We start from the raw sequence: 20,964 nt of genomic DNA on the forward strand, positions 1-20,964 counted from the left end.
GCAGATATCCCGACTTTAGTAAAAGGAGCAGGAGACTTTTGGAAGATGTAGCAATTCTCATACTCAGTTTGGGCATTATTCTCATCGGGGCTGAAGGGTTTACCAACGGCGTGGAATGGCTGGGACAGCGTCTCAACTTGGGAGCAGGTGCGGTCGGCAGCATCCTGGCCGCAGTAGGGACAGCACTCCCGGAAACGATGGTCCCGGTTATTGCTTTTCTTGGTGGGGGAGGGGAACAGAAGGCAGAGGTTGGGATAGGTGCAATTCTGGGAGCGCCTTTTATGCTCTCCACGCTGGCCTTTTTTATCGCAGGGCTGTCAGTCTTGATTTTCCGGAGGCATAACCGGCCACTTTTACTTGACCGCTCAGTTCTGCAAAGAGATTTGAGCTTTTTCCTTATTGTTTATTCAGTTGCTATTTTAGCATCCTTTTTGCCTAATCACTTTTTAAAAACATTAGCCGCTTTGGCTTTAGTGATTTTTTACGCAGTTTATGTATTTAGGACTTTGAGAGAGAGTAAGGGTGGAGGAGAGGAACACGAGAACCTGCCTCCTTTATATTTGGCACGCCGTTCGCACCATCCTGCAATGGGTGTGATCCTGGGCCAGATAGGTTTGGCTTTGCTCGCTATTGTCGCCGGGGCTCACGGCTTTGTGGGCGCAGTCCAGGAAGTTGCTGTTGTGACCGGCATTCCGGCCTTTGTGCTTTCTTTGATTATCACTCCCATCGCTACGGAACTTCCTGAGAAGTTTAACAGTGTGCTCTGGCTTCGAAGAGGCAAAGATACTCTGGCTTTAGGCAATATCACCGGGGCCATGGTTTTTCAAAGTTCAGTCATTCCGGCATTGGGGCTGCTATTTACCCCGTGGGTGCTTGATTCCCTGGCTCTTTTAAGCGCCGTGCTTGCTTTGGGTGCCGCTTTCATGCCTTATTTGGCTCTTAGGCGCAAAGGGGTTATCTTTCCCGCTTATTTGCTAATCGGAGGTGGGTTTTACCTGGTTTTTCTGGTGAGCGCCGTGCGCTTTCAGATCCACTGAGTTCGGCTAACAGCATGCCTATGAGGACGAGCGCCGCTCCGGCTAAGCCGCGGCTTGAAAGAACTTCCCCGGCCAGGAAAAAGGCAAAGATAGCGGAAAAAACCGGTTCAGAGGAAAAGATGATAGCGGTATGAGTAGGAGTGGTAAACTGCTGCATTTTGGTCTGGAGGAAAAAGGCTATGGAAGTGGCAGGAACAGCAGTGAGCAGGAGCCCGAACCAGGCGTAAGGTGTGAACTGCAGTGGTCCTTGGGGGTAGATTAGGCTGGCTCCCGTGCTTAAGATAGTTACGGCGAGAATCTGGGCTGCCGCCAAGACTGTGGCGTTGGTTCCGGGCGCGTAGCGCCCGACCAGGAATATATGCAGGGCAAAGCTCAAGGCACACAAGACTACCATGACATCTCCACGGTTAAGGGAAAATCCTTCTCCGAGGGAGAGCAGAGCAAGCCCGACGGCGGCACTGACGATGCCGAGAATGATTCCAGGTTGGGGGAGACTTCTAGTGGATGCAGTAACCAGCGCGGGCACGAGCACCACAGACATCCCGGTTATAAAACCGGCGTTGGAGGCAGTTGTGTACTGGAGCCCGATCGTTTGCCAGGCATACCCGGCAAAGAGGAAGATCCCGAGAGCCAGGCCCTGAAGGACAGCTTGCTTTTTTAGATGCTGACGCTGATACCAGACAAATGGGAGCAGGCTGAGAAAGGCCAGCCCGAAACGAATAGCGAGAAAAGGAAAAGGAGGCAGATCGGCAATCGCCTTTTTTACGACCACGAAAGTGGCTCCCCAGACTAAGGTCACCCCGATTAAAGACAAGTCGGCCAACTGCCGCCGGTAACGTTGCATTCGTTTGCTCCTTCCGATTAAGGTTGTTGGCTGCACAGCCCGAATCCTTCACCGCAAAGTGATTCTTTAGGGTTACGCGGCTTCGGCGTTTGTCTCCACCGGAGACAAACGTACCACGCGCCGGATGCTCGAACAGCGTGAAGCTGTTCGCCGAAGGATCGAGCTTGTCGGCTTCGCTAACGCATCCGAAACCCTTTTGTATTACTGCATGTGAACCGTCGGTGCGTCTTGACGCTACGCCGACTACGCTCGCTTAACGATTCCTCAGCCGTATAGCGGTCATTGAGAGTCAGCGGCTTCGGCGTCATTCTCCACTGGAGAGTGACGTCTCTGCTCAGACGGTTCGCTAAGCTTGTGCAGCCTTCCAACATTTCTATCTTTGTCTGTAGTGGCATTATTGGTTGACAAATTGGAAGCCGTTGCTTAAACGCAACGGCTTTGTTGATTGCGATGCTTATTTTAGTATACCTAATCTGGCGCTGGCTGAAAAGAGTTTGAACAGGTTTGTGGACGAAGTTGGGGTAAAGCTTTGCAGGAATCAGCCTGCTCCTCCTTCCGGCGGAGGGCCTTCGGGCATTTCGGGGACAGGGGGCATTTCAGGCATCATAGGCATTTCAGAGATTGGCGGGGCGTACTCCGGGCCGCAGAATTGCGCTTTGGCATCAGCCAGGCATTGGCAGTGGCGGGCTTCATCCGCTGCCATTTGGGTCAGAATCCCCTGGATTTCAGGAATCGGGATTTTCTGGGCCAACTCCAGATAATGGTGGTGGGCTTTGGCTTCGTCCTGGATGTCGAGCTCAAGGAGGGAACAGAGTTCAGTGGTGTAATTAATGTACTTAGCCCTCCAGTCTACCCAATGACCCCGGCTAAAGGCACCATAACGCGGGTCGACACCAAGATGGCACAGAGCAGTCCCGATTTGATCCAAGTGGTGTATCTCATCGTACGCGATTGGGCGGAGCAAGGAGTCGAATTCGGGACGGTCGAGGACGACAGCTTGGTAGAGGTAAGTAGTGATGGCAGTGAGTTCAGAGTCTTGGCCGGCGTAGATCTCGTACAGCCAGGCAGCGTAAGTAAAGTTTGGTTCAGGGATTTCGCCGGGCAGCGGTCCGTCCAGGTCTGCTAGCGGGAGCAAGAGCACCTGTCCGGGATAGATACGGTCAGGGTGTTTGAGATGGTTGAGCTTGATGATTTCTGTCATTTCCACATTGTAGGCCCTGGCGATCTTGTAGATTGTGTCTCCTGGTTGTACGACATAGCGTGCGTAGTTCATAATGATCCTCCTCGTTTGCTTTTTCACTTTACTATATTCGGAATCTAAAAGGGTGGCGAATGGATAATTGTGGCATATATTGGACAACTCCGCCGTAAATATTAGGGAATAGTTGCGGAGAGGAGGATTGTTTATGGGTACAGCAATTCTGCGGGGGATTAGTACGGCCTTGCTGGTGACGCTCCTTACGCTGCTGGGGGGAGTGCTGTGGGAAACAATGGGGCTTGGCGGGATCAGTGTTTCAAGTCTCGTAGACATTGGGTTATTTTTGAGTTGTTTAATTGGGGGCTACCGGGCGGGGAGAGACAGCGGGCATTGGGTTCTGGGCGGAGCGGCCGGCGCGGGCTATGTCGGGGTTAGCACCCTCCTGCTGGCATTGTTCGCTCCGGTAAGCGCAAGTGGGGTGGTGCAGGTTGTAGCAGAGGGGGCTTTACTTGGTGCCCTGGGTGGGGTCATCGGCGGGGGGATGGGATCTCCCCGAAGTGGACGCCGAGGTTGGCAAACCGGGCAAGAGTATGGGACTGATTATAGGCAAACCGGCAAGGAGCTTGATTACAGATACGATAGTAAGCAAGAGAGTTACAGCCACGAGGACCTGGAACGAAAATACAGGTACGAGGCCGCAGAACGTGATTACAGGTATGGTGACACCGAAGGTGATTACGGATACGACCCCTCGGAACGTGATAACAGGTACGATGAAGCAGAACGGGACGGAAACCGCGAAAGAGCGGACAGTGAGCACGGTTACAGGAATCAGGACAGCGATGTCCATCCGTGGTGGGAAGAGGAAATGGGCGGTATCAAGAGAACAGGCTAAGCATAATGCCGATAGCAGTACATACATGAATCGAACAATTGTTAGATATGCGTAAAGCCCGCTATTGCGGGCTTTACGCATATTATGGCAGGCAGGGTCACACACTAGAGACGACAGAGATAAATGAGAAAAAGTATTAAAGTAAACCTAGGGGGTGAGCTAAATAGACACAGCCCTCTTTATCATACTGTTTGCGGCAGCGGGTTCATTTGTTGGCGGGACTGTTCTAATAACAATCTTATTTTTTGGAGGTAAAGCCTTTTTCCGCACCATCGTCCAAAGAATCTTCTCATTAATAATTGGGAGGATTTTGCAAGACGAATACTCTGAAAATCTGACGGAACTCTGGACTGCCCTTGAGCGGGCTTCTCTGCGCAATGTTATCGAATTAAGTTTACGCGCCGAGGAGGGGAAAATAATTAAACGCCCGCTTGGTTCGCCCAAACCTTACTCCGGATATGATCAGCTTATGTTTATCCCGGCCCAGATGGCACGTTTGCCTATTGAAGGCGAAGTTCCGGTAGACATGAAAGTGACTCTGGGGCCGAAAGCTGCTAAACCGCTTGCTCTGGATATTCCGCTGATGATCTCAGGTATGGGCTACGGTGTGGCTCTGTCTGAGGAGGCGAAAATAGCTTTAGCCAGAGCTGCCAAACAGCTGGGCACGGTGATTAACTCGGGGGAAGGACCGTTTTTGCCTGAGGAACGGCAGGAGGCTGGCAAGTATATCTGGCAGATCGCGCGCGCCCCGTGGAGTAGAAATACGCAGGGGATTGCAGCCGCAGATATGATAGAGGTGCAAATGGGTCAAGGGGCCAGGATCGGCACACATTACCTTGATCCGGCGACGATTAAAGGAAAGGCACAAAAGCTGATGGGGATTTCCCCGGTCGAATCCGGTCGGGGAGGCTCGGTGATTGCCGGGATTACAAATCCTTGGGATTGGCCTAAGTATGTGGCAGACCTGCGGCAGGAAGCAGGAGGCAAACCGATAGCGCTTAAGATCATGGCTGGAGGGCATTTGGAACGGGACTTAGCTGTTGCCATCGAGGCGGGCTTTGACACCCTGGTGATTGGGGGGGCGCAGGGAGGTACGCATGGTTCATCACCCACGATGGAAGATGACTTTGGTATTCCTTCACTCGTGGCCTTGACCAAGGCGGTGCGGTATTTGCGCGAGCAAGGGGTCAGGCATGAAGTTAGTGTGGTAGCAGCCGGTGGATACTTTACACCGGGGGAGTGTCTTAAAGCCCTCGCTTTGGGTGCTGATGCCGTATATATGGGAACTGTGCCTTTATTTGCCTTGGTTCATAAGCAAATTGGCAAGGTGATGCCCTGGGAGCCTTTGACTCAGCTTGTTTACTATGATTCAAAATATAAAAGCCGCCTTGATCTTGATCTGGCGGCTAAGAGCGTTGTCAATGTGCTCAAGTCTATTGTCATGGAAATGGAAGAGGCAGTCAGAGGGCTGGGCAAAACATCTCTGGCTGAAGTCGGGCCCAATGATTTAGTTGCGCTGGATGCCTGGACAGCAGAGATTACGGGAGTAGAGCGCGTTAAATAAGCCTGAATTTGCGGGAGGCCGCTTGCAAATCCTGGGCGGCGTTGGAGAGTTCTTCGGTGGAGGCGTTAATTTCCTGCATCGAACTTAGCTGCTCAGTGCTGTTGGAAGCCACTTCCTGAGTCTGAGCAGTTGTCTGTTGACTGACAGCAGCAACTTGCGAGATTTCCTTGGTAATATGATCAGATCCGGCGGCGATTTGCTTGCTGAACCCGGAAACTTCTCCGATGTGGCGGTTTACGGTCTGGGTGCTTTCCACAATGCGGGTAAAGGCTTTCTGTGCCTCTTCAATAACTTGGGCACCGCTGAGGACGACTTCTTTTTCCTCATCCATACTGGAGATTGCCCGACCGACATTAAGGGTAATATCATGAATAATCTGTTCAATTTGGGCACTCGAATGGGTGGATTGCTCGGCCAGTTTGCGGACTTCTTCAGCGACCACGCTGAAACCGCGTCCATGTTCCCCGGCCCTGGCCGCTTCAATCGCAGCGTTTAAGGCTAAGAGGTTCGTCTGGTCGGAAATGGTCTTGATTGTTTCTACGATCGAGCCGATCGAAGCGGACTTTTCTCCTAATTCAGTAATGATGTTACCGGTTTCGGCTACCGTTTGATGGATATGGTTCATCTGGGCGCTGGTTTTAGCGATAGAGTTATTCCCGTCATTAGCAACATGCAGAGCCTGACTCGAAGCTTCGTCTGCAAGCAGGATGCTCTGTTCGATTTTTTGGATCAAAGCGGACATTTCCGTTATCGCTTCTAAAATCGCCTGCACGCTGTTGGCCTGGGCCTGGGAACCCAGTGCTACCTGGTTGATTGCCAAGGCTACTTGCTGGGCCGCCTGCGCGGTGGCTTCCGCCCGTTCGGAGAGAACAGAAGAAGAATCTGCAAAAATGTCGGCACTGTGGGAAATATTTCCGACCAGGGAGCGGAAACTTTCAAGCATTTTGTTTAGAGCTTGGCAGAGGTGGCCCACTTCATCTTGCTCGGTCATACAGTAGAGGTTGGGCGTAAGGTTCCCTTCCGCCACCACGGTCGCAAAGTCCACTCCGCGTCGAAGGGGTGTGACGGTTAAATACGCGATGTAGAGTCCGTAGAGAATAATGAAGCCACTGGCCACTGCGGTGAGAATTAATACGATTCCAATGTGGTGCTCAAGACTTGTGCCTTTTTTAACTAAATAGTAAACAGTTGACCCGGCAGCAAGCGTGATGAACGCATTAATCGTAAAGGCGATAATCAGTTTGGTAGCCAGACTCAGGTTGAACCACCAACGAACTATGCGTGAATGTCTGAAAAAGAATTGACCGAATCGTTCAAGGAAATCTTCCATGATGTACTCCTCCTATGTAGGTTACAGGATAATTTGAGATTAACTGGTGGATAATGTTCGGATACTCACTTATGTATACCATATAACGTTGCTTTATTTTACCATAACTATGTCCACGGGTCTTTGACACTTGCATTAAAAGAGAAATCCCTACAAGCCTTGAAAACAGGGCTTTTTTTATTGATAATCTGTCAAATTTGTCCTGGATAGTAGTGCGTAATGTTGCGTAATGTGGTATAATGTAAGGGATTGGAGGGATCCCTTATCATGAGGCTGAGCGTATCAAAGTCCAAAAATGCCATCTCGCTTTATGTCATACAATCTGTTTATGAGAACGGTAGGCGTTCTACTAAAGTTGTTGAGAAGTTAGGTACGATTGCCGAGTTACAAAAGAAACTAAATGGGCATGACCCCATTGAATGGGCCAAGTCATACATCGAGGAGCTTAATAAAAAAGAAAAAGAGCAGTCGCGTGAAATCATAGTCAAATATTCACCTTCTAAAGTAATTTCTAAAGACCATCAGCACCTGTTTAACGGCGGTTATCTTTTTCTGCAGCAGGTCTATCATGAACTTAATCTCCATAAGGTTTCTGCTGAGATATCAAAAAGACATAAGTTTTCCTTTGATCTGAATGCTATTTTGTCACGGCTCCTATACGGACGGATCCTTTTCCCTTCCTCCAAGCTCTCTACATATCTGCATTCCTCAAGGTTCATTGAGCAACCCGGTTTTGAACTACAGCATGTTTATAGGGCGCTTGAGGTCATTTCTAAGGAAATGGATTTTATACAGTCTTCTCTTTACCACAACAGTCTTAGGATCTCTAAAAGAAATACAAGCATCCTCTATTATGACTGCACTAATTATTTCTTTGAGATCGAACAGGAGGACGGCCTTAAACAGTATGGTGCCTCAAAAGAACACCGGCCTAACCCCATCATTCAAATGGGTCTGTTCATGGATGGGGACGGCATTCCCCTTGCTTTTAGCTTAAATAGTGGCAATACTAATGAGCAAGTAACACTTAAACCTCTGGAAGAAAAAATTCTTACCGATTTTAAACTTTCTAAATTTGTTGTTTGCACGGACGCCGGCCTGGCTTCCGTGAGGAATAGAAAATTTAACGACGAGGGCCAGCGAGCATTTATCACAACCCAATCGATTAAAAAACTGAAAAAACATTTAAGGGAATGGGCACTCGATCCAGAGGGTTGGCATCTTACGGATCATGATAAAACTTACGATATCACTAAACTTGATGAAGAAAGCTGCTGGGACAAATACTTTTACAAAGAACGCTGGATTAAAGAAGGTGATCTGGAACAAAAGCTCATTGTCACTTATTCCGTTAAGTACAAAAATTACCAACGTCAAATTCGCAACTCGCAAATCGAACGCGCTCAAAAGGTAATCGATACTAATCCCACCAAAATCTCAAAGAATAATCAGAATGACTATAAACGCTTCATCAAGAAAACCAGTTGCACATCTGACGGCGAAGTAGCAAGCAATGAAATTTATGCACTAAACACCGAATCTATTTCTGCCGAAGAGGTCTATGATGGATTTTATGCCGTTTGCACGAACCTTGAAGGCTGTGCGCAGGAGATTATCCGGATTAATCAACAGCGCTGGGAGATTGAAGAATGCTTCCGGATTATGAAAAGCGAATTCAGAGCGCGACCCGTATATTTGAGTCGCGAAGATAGAATTAAGGCCCATTTTACTACCTGCTTCATTTCGCTTATTATCTACCGATTACTGGAAAAGAAACTGAATAGTAAATTTACCTGCAGTGAGATCATTAACGGGCTAAGGGACATGAATTTCTACAAGGTCAAGGATGAGGGATATATACCCGTTTATACGAGAACCGATTTTACCGATGCCTTACATGGAACTTTTGGCTTCAGAACTGACTACGAGATAATAAAAAATAAACAGATGAAAAATATTTTTCGTGCGACAAAAGGATAGAAAATATTACTCACTTTTTTAAATCGCAAAAAAGCTTGGAAGTGCCGTGGGTACAACGTTTCCAAGCTTTTTGTAATCTTTAACTGTCAAAGATGAGATTTTACCATAACTATGTCCATTTGAGGAGGGGTAATGACGTAGATTTTGACAATGAATTAGACCCTGAGTATAATGTTAGTGTATTTAGGCAAAGAATTTAAGCAAGTAAACCTGATGAGCGTGAGGAATAGCGCACAAAGGCTGTTGCAGAGAGAAGGACCATATAGCTGGAAGGTTGTTCACAGTCGGCGCCAGGGTCGCACAGGAGGGGCAGAGGGGAATGGAGTACTCTCTGACGGGCAGCCCGTTAACGCGTAAGAGTGCCAGGAGGGTTTCTCTCTTGGTAAAAAAGGTGGTACCGCGGAGCTTTTCGCCCTTTTGGAGGGGAGGAGCTCCTTTTGATGTGTGTCAAATTAGGGATCGATCTTCAAAAAATAAACGCTTAGAACTTGTGAACAAGATTTAGGTGGTTGAAAGGAGTTCGGAAATAATGTCAGATGCAAAGAATTCGCCAGAGTTAGCTTCAGTGTATGATCCCGGCTCAGTGGAAGGGAAATGGTACCGTTTCTGGGAAGAAAGCGGTTTTTTCCGGGCGGAAGTTGAAGAGGACAAGAAACCTTTCAGCATTGTGATGCCCCCGCCCAATGTTACCGGTTCTTTGCACCTGGGACACGCGATGGACAGCACGATTCAAGATATCTTAACCCGCTTTCGGCGGATGCAGGGATACAGTACTTTATGGCTGCCGGGCACGGATCACGCCGGGATTGCCACTCAGGCTAAAGTGGAAGAACAGCTGGTTAAAGAAGGATTAAGCCGTCATGCTCTGGGACGGGAAAAGTTTCTGGAGCGGGTATGGGCCTGGAAAGAGCAGTACGGAGGCAGGATAACGCAGCAACTGCGCCGTCTTGGGGCTTCCTGTGACTGGTCGCGGGAGCGCTTTACCATGGATGAAGGGTGCTCACAGGCCGTGCGGGAGGTTTTTGTCGATCTCTATCACAAAGGTCTTATTTACCGGGGCAATTATATTGTTAACTGGTGCCCACGGTGCCACACCACGATTTCGGATATTGAAGTCGAGCATGTTGACCGGGAAGGGCAGCTTTCACACTTGCGTTATCCGGTTAAAGACAGTGACGAGGCCTTGGTGGTAGCGACCACCCGCCCGGAAACCATGCTTGGGGATACGGCGGTGGCGGTGCATCCCGAGGACGAGCGCTATCAGCACTTGATCGGGAAAACAGTTATTCTTCCCCTGGTTCAGCGGGAGATTCCCGTGATCGCGGACGAATATGTGGACAGGGAGTTTGGTACAGGGGCGGTGAAAATTACCCCGGCCCATGACCCTAACGACTTTGAGATTGGGCTACGTCATAATTTGCCGGAAGTAAAAGTGTTGGACAAAGAAGCGCGCATGAATGAGAATGCCGGCAAGTACCAGGGTCTTGACCGGTATGAAGCCCGCACCCGGATTTTGGCCGACCTGGAAGCCGAAGGGGCTTTGGTCAAGGTGGAAAAGCACGATCATGCCGTTGGGGAATGTTACCGCTGTTCTACAGTGATTGAGCCTATGGTGAGCAAGCAATGGTTTGTGAAGATGGAGCCTTTGGCTAAGCCGGCCATGGAAGTGGTGCGGGACGGCAGCCTTGAGTTTGTTCCCGAACGGTTTGCCAAGATTTATCTGGGGTGGCTGGAAAATATCCGTGATTGGTGTATCTCCCGCCAGCTTTGGTGGGGGCATAGGATTCCGGTCTGGTACTGTGAGGAATGCGGAGCGGAAATCTGTGCCAAAGATGATCCTGTCACTTGTCCCACTTGCGGGTCGCACAAGCTGGAGCAGGATCCGGATGTGCTTGACACCTGGTTTTCCTCTGCTTTGTGGCCGTTTTCGACCTTGGGCTGGCCTCAGTCAACTCCTGAACTGAAGCATTTTTATCCGACGTCTGTGCTCGTGACCGGTCGGGATATTATCTTTTTCTGGGTGGCGCGTATGATTTTTACGGCCTTGGAATTCCAGCACGAAGTTCCTTTCAGGCAAGTGATGATCCACGGGCTGGTGCTCGATGCCCAAGGCCGCAAGATGAGCAAGTCTCTGGGCAATGGAGTGGACCCGATTGAAGTCATTGAAAAATACGGGGCAGACACCCTCAGATTCATGCTGGTTACCGGAAATACCCCGGGCAATGACCTGCGCTTCCATCCGGAAAGGCTTGAAGCCACCCGTAATTTCGCCAATAAGATTTGGAATGCGTCCCGCTTTGTGCTCATGAACTTAGAAGATTATGAGGAAGGACCGCGCGGGGAACTCACCCTGGCTGACCGCTGGATTCTGTCGCGCTATCAGGCGACAGCCGAGGATGTCAGCAAAGCTTTGGAACGTTATGATCTGGGGGAGGCAGCCCGCTTGCTCTATGAATTTATCTGGAGCGAGTTCTGTGACTGGTATATTGAAGCAAGTAAAATTCGCTTGTATGACCGTACCGACACATCGCCCAGACACATAGCCCAGTCCGTGCTCTTCGAAGTCCTCGAAGGGACGATGCGTCTGCTCCATCCGTTTATGCCTTTCCTCACGGAAGAGATCTGGCAGCATCTTCCTCACAACGGGGAAAGTATTATGCTGCAACAGTGGCCTGAGGTTAGAAACTACTGGGATGCAACGGCGGAAAAAGAGATGGTTCTTAATATGGAGATTATTAAAGCAGTGCGCAACATCCGGGCGGAGATGAACGTAGCACCCGGGAAAAAAGCGGAGATCATCGTGGTGACTCAGGCTGAGCCGGAGGTTGTGCGCGCAGGAGCAGATATGATCAGGCATTTGGCAGGCGGATCTAAAATAGAGGTTGTGGCCAGCCTTGAACAAAAGCCCGCGCAAGCGGGGAGTGCCGTACTCCCGGGAGTGGAGATTTTCGTGCCGTTAAGAGGGCTTTTGGACTTGGAGAAAGAAACAGCCCGCCTCGAAAAGGAAATAGCTCAAGCTCTCAAAGAGAAGGAGCGCCTTGAGGATAAGCTTAACAACCCTGGCTTCGTGAGCAAAGCCCCGGCCGAGGTGGTAGACAAAGAGCGCGCGAAGCTGGAAAATGTGGCTCAGCGTAAAGCTTCTTTAGAAAAGCGGCTTGCAGAACTAAATAAGTAATATGTGTGAGTACTCAGGAGACAGGAACGTAAGTCTCCGGTGACGAGAATCTCCGGTGGAGATTCTCGCCGAAGGCGAAACTTGAGAGCAAGCTTTGCGTCTGAGGATGACTTACGCCGTTCGGCCAAACCCAAGAGAAATTCTTCCGGCCGAACGGAGCAGGAGACAGAATGAGTGAGCATATTCTTGAAGCATTCTGAATTCTGACTACTGAATTCTGAATACCTGAATAGTAACTAATATTTTAGCAAGGAGAAGGGTTTTGAAGATGGACGAGCGGGAGAGACAGATCGAGGAAAAATACCGGGCAGCCTTGGAGTATTTGGTAAGCCTTACGAAATTCGGCATGAACTTCGGTTTAGGCAGAATAAAAGAGTTGCTTAAGCGTTTAGGGAATCCGGAACGAGACTTACGGGTCATTCATGTGGGCGGGACCAATGGTAAAGGCTCGACCACAGCCATGATTGCCGAGATTCTGAGGGAGTCAGGCTATAGGGCCGGAGTGTTTACTTCCCCCCATCTTCACGATTATCGCGAGCGCATGGTGATTAACGGTCAGATGATTGCGCAAGAGAGAATTTCTGCCTTAGTTGAACGGTTACGTCCCCATTTAGAAGAGCTAGTGGCTAGCGGAGTCGAGCACCCCACGGAATTTGAGGTCAGCACGGCGATGGCCCTGCTCTATTTCGCTGAAGAAAGAGTAGATTTTGCCGTGATCGAGGTAGGCCTGGGCGGGGAGATTGACTCCACCAATGTGGTCTCTCCCCTTGTCTCTGTCATTACCAATGTCGGGATGGACCACATGGATTATCTGGGACCTACGCTTACGGATATTGCCAAGATCAAGGCCGGAATAATTAAACCTAATTCCGTGGCGGTGACTGCTTCCGACCGTCCTGAGGTTTTAGAAGTACTGCGCGCACAGGCCCGGGAAGCGGGTGTGCATCTCTGGCAGGTTGGGGAGGATGTGCGCTGGGAAAGCCGCTGGAGCGGGGAACTGGAACAGGAGTTTGACCTTTACGCTCTCCATGCTACCTATCCCAAACTTAGGCTAGGCCTAATCGGTCGCCATCAGCTTCAAAACGCAGCGACTGCGGTCACGGTGTGTGAGGTCTTAAACTCAGAATACGGTGCTGGGATTACCAGGGAAGCGATCTATGCAGCTTTGCGTAAAGTCGAGTGGCCGGGACGTCTGGAATTAATCTCGCTCAAGCCTAAGGTACTGCTGGATGGCGCGCACAATGTTGATGGAGCCACAGTCCTGGCAGAAGCCCTGCCTCTGTACAAGCGCACCCGCCTCATTCTCTGTCTTGGCATGTTGGCGGACAAAGAGAGAGAAAAGGTAGTGGACATGCTGGCGCCCCTGGCAGATGAAGTGATCATCACCAAGCCTGATTCCCCCCGGGCCGGTGACTGGGAAGCCTTGGCTCTGATCGCGCGCAACCACGGGTGTCCGGTCGAGTGCATCGAAAATCCCCGGGAAGCAGTGCTTGTGGGCCTGGCACGACTGGGGCCGGGGGATATGCTGTGTGTCACCGGTTCTCTCTATATGCTTGCTGACGCACGTGCATCCTTGCTGGAGGAGTTAAAACGCAAATACCTATAGAACTTAGATGAAAAAAAGATGGATTGAAATTATTAATACAAAACAGTTAAAACTATGTTAAAAAATTAACATGTTTTTAACACTGCCTGCGCTGCTTTCTGATAAAATACTGTCTGGATCAGTATTTACAGTAAACGGGTGGAGGTTTTTTATGTTTGGATTGGGAGGCAAGGAAGATAAATTCTATCAGCTGTTTCGCCAAAGCACAGAAGTCGTATGCTCAACCCTAAAAAAGCTGGAATCCCTCATGGATCAAAGCGGCGTTTCGGCTCAGGAAGCTGAGGAAGTCCATCGCCTTGAACACGAGGCTGACGGAATCACTACCCAGATCATCGACCGCTTGAATTCAACTTTTATCACCCCTTTGGACAGAGAGGACATTTATACTTTGGCCCAAAGCCTGGATGATGTCGTGGACTTTACCCAGGGCACGGTGGAGAGGATGATGCTTTACCGCACAGGCAAACCATCTCCAGCCACTCAAGAATTGGTCCACTTAGCTGTTGCTGCTACTGAGCAAATAACTCTCGCCTTCAGTGCCCTTAACAGCATCCATGCCAAAAAAGCTGATATTCTGGCTGCCACAGAAGAGATTTACAATTTGGAAAGCGCCGGGGACAAGCTCTATCGTCTGGAAATGGCCAGGCTCTTTGAGTATGAAAAAGATCCGATTGAGATCATTAAGTGGAAAGACATTCTCGAACATATCGAGACTATTCTGGACCATTGTGAGTTAGTTGCCGATCTCCTTAAAGGCGTGGTACTGAAATATGATTGACAGTGGTCTGGTTATCCTGGGAGTAGTAGTGTTAAGTGCACTGGCGTTTGACTATATCAACGGCTTTCATGATACTGCCAATGCCATTGCCACCAGTGTTTCCACGCGTGCGCTCACGCCTAGACGCGCGGTTTTGCTCGCTGCTGTCCTAAACTTGGTAGGGGCTTTATACAGTACAGGGGTTGCCCAGACTATTGCCAAAGATATCGTATCCCCAACAATAGCCACTCAGGAAGTGGTAGTGGCCGGTTTGTTTGCGGCTATCACCTGGAACCTGATCACCTGGTACTTCGGGATTCCCAGCAGTTCTTCCCACGCTATCATCGGCGGTTTAGCCGGGTCTGCCGCTGCTAAAGCAGGGTTTGGGGTTCTGCATTGGCAGGGGTTAGCCAAAATTATTTCCGCCTTGGTTTTCTCCCCGATTACAGGAATCATCCTTGGTTTTGTAATTATGAAAGGCTTGCAGCTGGCGGTGCAGCACGTGTCTCCGTCCCGGGTCAATCGCGGCTTTCGCAAACTCCAGGTGTTGTCGGCAGCCTTGCTTGCTTTTAATCACGGTTCTAATGATGCTCAGAAGTCCATGGGCATAATCACGATGGCTCTAATTGCCGCCGGAGTCCAGGCTCCGACCGTGCTGGCACCTCCTCTGTGGGTAAAACTGGCATGTGCTGTAGCCATGGCTGCCGGCACTGCTGTTGGGGGCTGGAAAATAATCCGTACGATGGGCGGAAAGATTTTCAAGCTTGAGCCGATTAATGGGTTTGCCGCCGATTTAAGCTCGTCGATCGTGATTTGGGGTGCGACCGTGTTCCCGGGATTACATCTCCCGGTGTCAACCACGCATGTTGTATCTGGCTCAATCATGGGAGTGGGCAGCGCTAAAAGGGTCTCAGCCGTGCGCTGGGGCGTGGCGCAGCAAATGCTCATGGCCTGGCTGGTGACAATTCCGAGCACGGGACTCATGGCAGCCCTGTTTTACTTTGTGATTTCGGCTGTGTTTTAGTTCACATAGGTATGGTGAGTGCAGACCGTTTTGCTTGGATGATAGCCTTATAAGGCTATCATCCAAGCATTTTTTATATGCCCTGGGCCAAAGTGGTCTAAATTATTGCCCGGTCACATATTTTTCAGTAAAGGTTGTCCTAGTGGAAGGAAAGGGGAATGGGAAAGTGAGACGGGCACCGCGCTTAGCAACGCTCTTCCTCGGAGGTTTGCTCTTGATTGTCCTGGGTCTGGCTGTGTGGGAAATGGGAGTGCTTTATGTCAAACTCGTGGCCCGTTCTACTCCTGTATCCGCACAAACAAGGAGTGAAGCAGGGGTTTTGTCTTTACCGGAAATCAGTTTTTGGACCTGTCAGACAGGGGTGTTCCAGCAGGAGGAAAATGCTCGTCGTCAGGTGCAAGCCCTGGCCCAGCAGGGGTGGAAAGCAGAGGTTGTATCAGCTAACCCTTGGAGTGTCGGGATCGGGTTTTCTTTAAAGCCGGAGGAGTTGCAGGGTTTACGCCGTGAGCTGAGTCGATTAGGTACAGAAACTGTGATGAAGCAGGTTGTGGTACCGGAACGTTCTTTTCGCATCAGTGGCAAGGGGGCTCAGGAAACGGCTGTAGTCCTTACCGGAGTCAATGCCCTTTTGCGTTCAGGGTATGCCCAGGGTTCCTGGGAAAAAAATATTCAAGCTATAGAACAGGGGATTTTCGGTAATACTATAAAAGAGTTTCAAACGTTGCAGCAGGCAATCTTAGAGGCGCAGGCATCAACGGGCACTAATGGGCCTCAGCAGGAGCTGTTACCTGTCTTTGTGCAATATGAGAATTTGCTTAATAATATGAGCGAACGCCGTAAATAATTGCTCAAAGATTAAAACCGGGCAAATTTCCGCCTGAGGGCTCGTGAGAAACTTAGTTCCAAAATTTATCTCCTAAAAATGGCAAAATAGATTGCGTTTTCGATAGATAGTGATATAATGAACAATAAAAAACTTGACTATTATCGGTGAGAAATGGGGGATCTTGTTGAAGACGCTGAAGATACCTGAGGCAACGATCATCCGCCTGTCTGTATATTCGCGCTACCTAACAGAAGTTGACCGTAAGGGAATTGTCACGATCTCTTCCGGAGAGATAGCAGAGGGAGTCGGCGTCAGCCCTGCCCAGGTGCGAAAAGATCTTGCTTACTTTGGAGAGTTCGGCACCAGGGGTGTTGGCTACAATGTCAAAGATCTCCGCAGGCATATCCTGAAAATTTTAGGATTGAGTGTTGACTGGAGCGTTACTCTGGTCGGGCTTGGCAATCTGGGCTTAGCTTTGAGCACATATAAAGGATTCCGCGAACGGGGATTTATTATCACAAGTATTTTTGACACTGATCCGGGAAAAATCGCAACCAAAATCAACGGAGTTGATGTAATGCCGTTAGAGCGCTTGGTTGAGGTGGTAAAGCAGAACCGGACGCAGATCGGTATTATTACTGTACCCTCCGCCGCCGCCCAAGATATCGCGGACATGATGGTTAAAGCAGGGGTTCAGGCAATCTTGAATTTTGCTCCGGTGGTTTTAAACGTACCTGCTGAAATTGAACTAAGGAATGTGGATTTGGCAGTTAACCTTGAGGTTCTAACTTTCAACATCGGGGCTCAGCGTTTCTAAAAGGCTTCTGCAAAGCCTTTTAGAAATGCTAAAAGGCGGATTAGTTCAGGGCAGCTCTGAATTTTCCAGTATTTTTCTTGAGCCAAAACTGTTGTATATAACATTAAGCTGTATTAGAATAAGCTTAATTGAGCCCGTGGAAGTTCAAAAGAACGGCCAGGGGCTTTTTAACTACATTTTTAATAGGTGTACCTTGATAAGTACGTATAGAGCTGTCCGAGGTTCAGCCGGGCAAGCTCTTATGCCTATGGTAAAAAAAGATCCGCTTGGAAATAGCGTGCGATTTAGGCTTGCAGAAGAGGGGAAGAGAGAAAATGACGCGGACAAAAGTTGTAGTATATGACACAACTTTAAGAGATGGAGCCCAAGGAGAAGGAGTGCATTTCTCAGTTAAGGACAAACTGCTCTATGTGCAGAAAATGGCTGAAGTGGGTATTCCCTACTTAGAAGCCGGGTGGCCCGGTGCTAATCCCCGCGATGAAGAGTTCTTTCAAGAAGTGAGCAAGATGTCTTTTTCCCAGACTAAGATCGCGGCTTTTGGCAGTACCTGTCGTGTTATGGAAGCGCCTGAGGAGAGTGATATCTTGGCTAAGCTTTTGGCTTCCGGAGCCTCCACGATCACGATCTTTGGCAAGGCGTGGGATCTGCATGTTCGCGATGTTCTGCGCGGCTCTCTTGTAGACAACCTGCGGATTATTAAAGAGTCGATCGCTTTTTTAAAAGCAGCCGGGCGCGACGTGTTTTTTGATGCAGAACATTACTTCGACGGGTTCAAAGAGAATCAAGGATATGCCTTAAAATGTGTAGAAGCCGCTATTGCAGGAGGAGCTTCCGTCATTATTCTCTGTGATACCAATGGCGGTGCTTTGCCCGAGGAAATAAAGGGGGCGGTCAGTGCTGCCAAAGTCCTGCCCGTGCCGGAACTTGGTATTCATGTCCACAATGACGGCGGCCTGGCCGTGGCCAACAGTATTGCTGCTGTTGAAGCAGGAGTTACGCAGGTGCAAGGGTGCTGGAACGGGTTCGGAGAGAGGTGCGGTAATGCTAACTTAAGTGTACTTGTCCCTCTGCTCCAGCTTAAAAAGGGGTATGAGGTCGTGGATGAGTCAGTGCTCCCTCAGATTACCCACCTGTCCCGGTATGTGGCAGACCTGGCTAATTACCCGTTTGACGAAAAACAGCCGTTTGTCGGGCGCAGCGCCTTTGCTCATAAAGCAGGAATGCATGTGGACGCTATTCTTAAAAACAGGCGCACTTTTGAGCATATTGAGCCGAGCCAGGTGGGGAATGAGCGCCGTATCCTGGTATCTGACCAAGCGGGTAAGGCTAATATCTGGGAAAGAATGCGCCGCGTTGAGCCGGAAATCCGCAAAGAGGACCCGCGGGTGGAAGTGGCCATGACTCAGATCAAGGAACTGGAGAATCAGGGATTCCAGTTTGAGACGGCTGATGGCAGCCTTGACCTCTTGTTTATGCGTGTCCTTGACAAGTTTGAGCCTCCTTTTCAGCTCCTGGAGTACCACGTCTGGAGTGACCCGTTGCGCGGGGAATTAGACTCGGTAGCTGTGGTCAAAGTCCAGGTAGGCTCGGATATTGTGCATATTGCCGCTGAAGGAAACGGACCGGTTCATGCCCTTGACCAGGCTTTACGCCAGGCTTTGCGCGGTTTCTTCCCGGTGATTGAGGCGTGCGAGCTTGTCGACTATAAAGTGCGGGTTTTAGATGGTGCCAGTGGCACGGAAGCGGTGGTCAGAGTGATCGTGCAAACGCACCTGGGGCATTCAGATTGGGGCACAATCGGAGTGTCTTCCAATATCTTGCGCGCAAGTGCCCAAGCTCTGCTCGATTCCCTCTACCTGGCGATCGGCAACGGGAATTAACTTATAAAAATTACAGAGGCAGGCCTAGCCGTACTTTACGGCTGGTTCTGTTTTTTTTCATATGAGCAATATTAATGTATAATCCTGCAAAAACTTTGATAAGAAGTGTTGCGCACTAGTTATTGAACATTGTATCATGTATACAAGAAGCCTTCACCACAAGTATTAAATTGAGAGCACTTAAAGTGGACGTGGTAATCCATAGGATTAGCAGTATTGCAGAGGGAGAAGGGGCATTTTGATGAGATTAGAAAAAGATTTGCTTGGGGTTCATGAGGTTCCGGATGATGTTTATTACGGAATTCAAACCGTACGGGCTAAGGGAAACTTCCCCATTACAGGGTATAGGCCGCATCATGAGCTAATCAAGACTCTGGCACTGGTCAAAGGAGCCGCGGCCGAAGCCAATACGCGCATCGGAGCACTTAGTAAAGAGATTGGGGAAGCAATCGTCCTGGCTGCCCGGGAAATTGTCGCCGGAAAATTGCACGATCAGTTCGTAGTCGATGTGATCCAGGGTGGTGCCGGAACATCCATGAATATGAATACCAACGAAGTGATTGCCAATCGGGCAATTGAACTTCTGGGCGGCTGCAAGGGTGAATACTCCAAGGTTCATCCTAATTCGCATGTGAATATGGCCCAAAGTACGAATGATGTGTTCCCGACCGCGATTCGAATAGCGTGTTTGACTGTAGCCCACGAGTTGCTTACAGCATTGGAAGAGCTACGGCAAGAGTTTGCAGACAAAGCCCGGGAATTCGACGGTGTGATCAAAATGGGGCGCACGCATTTGCAGGATGCGGTCCCAATTCGCTTGGGCCAGGAATTCTCTGCGTATGCCAAGATGCTGAGCCGGGATCTTAAGAGAATTGAGCAGGCAATCCAAGCCCTGCAGGTAATTAACATGGGGGCAACTGCTGTTGGTACCGGTCTTAACGCTGATCCGGAGTATATAGAGAGTGTGACCGAAATTTTAAGGCAGTGGAGCGGATTGCCCTTAAGCAGGGCTGAGGACTTGGTGGATGCCACTCAGAATACGGATGCTTTTCTTGAAGTTTCCGGGGCGTTGAAGACCTTAGCCGTAAACTTAAGTAAAATTGCCAACGACTTAAGGCTGATGGCCTCCGGACCGCGCACAGGGCTTAAAGAGATTAATCTCCCTCCTGTTCAGCCCGGCTCATCGATCATGCCAGGCAAGGTAAATCCTGTGATCGCGGAAGTTGTAAACCAAGTTGCGTTCCAGGTTCAAGGAAATGATTTTACGATTGCCTTAGCTTGCGGTGCCGGGCAATTGGAACTTAATGTGATGGAACCTGTAATTGTGTTCAATCTCCTGCAATCCCTCGATATTTTGCGTAGTGTCATCCGGGTGTTTCGGGAGAAGTGTGTGAGCGGGATCAGTGCGAATGTGGAGCGCTGCCGTGAACTGGTGGAAAACAGTGTGGGGGTAGTTACGGCTATCAATCCTCACGTTGGGTATGAAGTTGCTTCCGCAATCGCCAAAGAAGCGATCAACAGCGGTCGCCCGGTAAGAGAGATTGTGCTCGAAAAAGGGATGCTTTCTGAAGTAGAGCTGGATGTTATTCTTAATCCGTTTGAAATGACCGAGCCGGGGATTGCCGGAGCCAAGCTTTTGCACGAGCAAAAATAGCCCCGGGTAGCTGTCTAAAACTTGCGATTCAAGTCTAAAGATGTTAAACTGATGTTAGTTCAGCCAGGTGCGTACGGCCCTGGCTGCATTTCTATGGGTAAGGGGGTCGGAAAATGGCTGTTGGACGCAATTCCTCGGGAACTGGCAGAACGATTCTCCTTATTTTGACAGGAGCAGCTCTCGGGACGCTGTTTGGTTTTGGCCTGGAGAAATACGGCATTTTTGCGCCGTTTTTACGTCCTGCAGTTATCGACATCCCTTCGCACACTTACTTAGATTTTTTCTTTATGTCGTTTTCCTTTGGTTTTCGGTTGAATATCACTGCGGCTACTCTCTTGGGGGCATTGGGTGGGTATTACCTGTCAAGGAAGTGGTGA

Annotated in this window: 16 protein-coding genes; 13 read left to right on the plus strand and 3 right to left on the minus strand. The window is 49.6% G+C overall.

Annotated features, from left to right (window positions below; all coding sequences use genetic code 11):
* Positions 1-38: 38 nt before the first annotated feature.
* Positions 39-1,037, plus strand: coding sequence for a sodium:calcium antiporter (locus tag ACYQ2N_RS13560; protein ID WP_459999783.1), 999 nt, complete (start codon positions 39-41; stop codon positions 1,035-1,037).
* On the opposite strand, the gene ACYQ2N_RS13565 is transcribed toward ACYQ2N_RS13560, so the two are convergent.
* Positions 955-1,881, minus strand: a complete 927-nt coding sequence (locus ACYQ2N_RS13565) for a DMT family transporter (protein WP_459999784.1) — start codon at positions 1,879-1,881, stop codon at positions 955-957. The two genes, ACYQ2N_RS13560 and ACYQ2N_RS13565, sit on opposite strands and share 83 nt — an antisense overlap.
* 538 nt (positions 1,882-2,419) lie before the next feature.
* On the minus strand, positions 2,420-3,154 hold the full coding sequence (locus ACYQ2N_RS13570) for a LysM peptidoglycan-binding domain-containing protein (protein ID WP_459999785.1): 735 nt from the start codon (positions 3,152-3,154) through the stop codon (positions 2,420-2,422).
* Between the two features lie 133 nt (positions 3,155-3,287).
* Here ACYQ2N_RS13570 and ACYQ2N_RS13575 point away from each other — a divergent pair, with 133 nt between their 5' ends.
* Positions 3,288-3,974 (plus strand): TIGR04086 family membrane protein, encoded by a 687-nt coding sequence (locus ACYQ2N_RS13575; RefSeq protein ID WP_459999786.1) that lies wholly within the window; start codon positions 3,288-3,290, stop codon positions 3,972-3,974.
* 163 nt (positions 3,975-4,137) lie between these two features.
* Positions 4,138-5,538 (plus strand): FMN-binding glutamate synthase family protein, encoded by a 1,401-nt coding sequence (locus ACYQ2N_RS13580; protein WP_460000543.1) that lies wholly within the window; start codon positions 4,138-4,140, stop codon positions 5,536-5,538.
* Here the strand turns inward: ACYQ2N_RS13580 and ACYQ2N_RS13585 are convergent.
* Complete coding sequence (locus ACYQ2N_RS13585; RefSeq protein ID WP_459999787.1) at positions 5,531-6,868, minus strand: methyl-accepting chemotaxis protein; 1,338 nt, start codon at positions 6,866-6,868, stop codon at positions 5,531-5,533. The two genes, ACYQ2N_RS13580 and ACYQ2N_RS13585, sit on opposite strands and share 8 nt — an antisense overlap.
* Before the next feature lie 267 nt (positions 6,869-7,135).
* On the opposite strand from ACYQ2N_RS13585, the gene ACYQ2N_RS13590 reads away from it, so the two are divergent.
* From ACYQ2N_RS13590 to ACYQ2N_RS13635, 10 genes are all read left to right on the plus strand, one after another.
* Entirely contained in the window at positions 7,136-8,848 is a 1,713-nt protein-coding gene (locus ACYQ2N_RS13590; RefSeq protein WP_459997420.1) for an IS1634 family transposase, read from the plus strand.
* A 529-nt stretch (positions 8,849-9,377) separates the two neighbouring features.
* Positions 9,378-12,023, plus strand: a complete 2,646-nt coding sequence (locus ACYQ2N_RS13595; RefSeq protein ID WP_459999788.1) for a valine--tRNA ligase — start codon at positions 9,378-9,380, stop codon at positions 12,021-12,023.
* A gap of 268 nt (positions 12,024-12,291) precedes the next feature.
* Positions 12,292-13,629, plus strand: a complete 1,338-nt coding sequence (locus ACYQ2N_RS13600; RefSeq protein WP_460000544.1) for a bifunctional folylpolyglutamate synthase/dihydrofolate synthase — start codon at positions 12,292-12,294, stop codon at positions 13,627-13,629.
* 151 nt (positions 13,630-13,780) lie between these two features.
* Complete coding sequence (locus ACYQ2N_RS13605) at positions 13,781-14,407, plus strand: DUF47 domain-containing protein (protein ID WP_459999789.1); 627 nt, start codon at positions 13,781-13,783, stop codon at positions 14,405-14,407.
* Complete coding sequence (locus tag ACYQ2N_RS13610; RefSeq protein ID WP_459999790.1) at positions 14,400-15,410, plus strand: inorganic phosphate transporter; 1,011 nt, start codon at positions 14,400-14,402, stop codon at positions 15,408-15,410. The genes ACYQ2N_RS13605 and ACYQ2N_RS13610 overlap by 8 nt, the downstream gene beginning before the upstream one ends.
* Positions 15,411-15,576: 166 nt before the next feature.
* Entirely contained in the window at positions 15,577-16,254 is a 678-nt protein-coding gene (locus ACYQ2N_RS13615; protein WP_459999791.1) for an SPOR domain-containing protein, read from the plus strand.
* Between the two features lie 166 nt (positions 16,255-16,420).
* Entirely contained in the window at positions 16,421-17,053 is a 633-nt protein-coding gene (locus ACYQ2N_RS13620; protein ID WP_459999792.1) for a redox-sensing transcriptional repressor Rex, read from the plus strand.
* Between the two features lie 314 nt (positions 17,054-17,367).
* A complete protein-coding gene (gene cimA, locus ACYQ2N_RS13625) occupies positions 17,368-18,933 on the plus strand; it encodes a citramalate synthase (protein WP_459999793.1) in 1,566 nt (521 codons plus the stop codon).
* A gap of 241 nt (positions 18,934-19,174) precedes the next feature.
* A complete protein-coding gene (gene aspA, locus ACYQ2N_RS13630) occupies positions 19,175-20,587 on the plus strand; it encodes an aspartate ammonia-lyase (RefSeq protein WP_459999794.1) in 1,413 nt (470 codons plus the stop codon).
* A 113-nt stretch (positions 20,588-20,700) separates the two neighbouring features.
* Positions 20,701-20,964, plus strand: coding sequence for a DUF4321 domain-containing protein (locus tag ACYQ2N_RS13635; protein ID WP_459999795.1), 264 nt, complete (start codon positions 20,701-20,703; stop codon positions 20,962-20,964).

Source organism: Paradesulfitobacterium aromaticivorans (assembly GCF_054657415.1).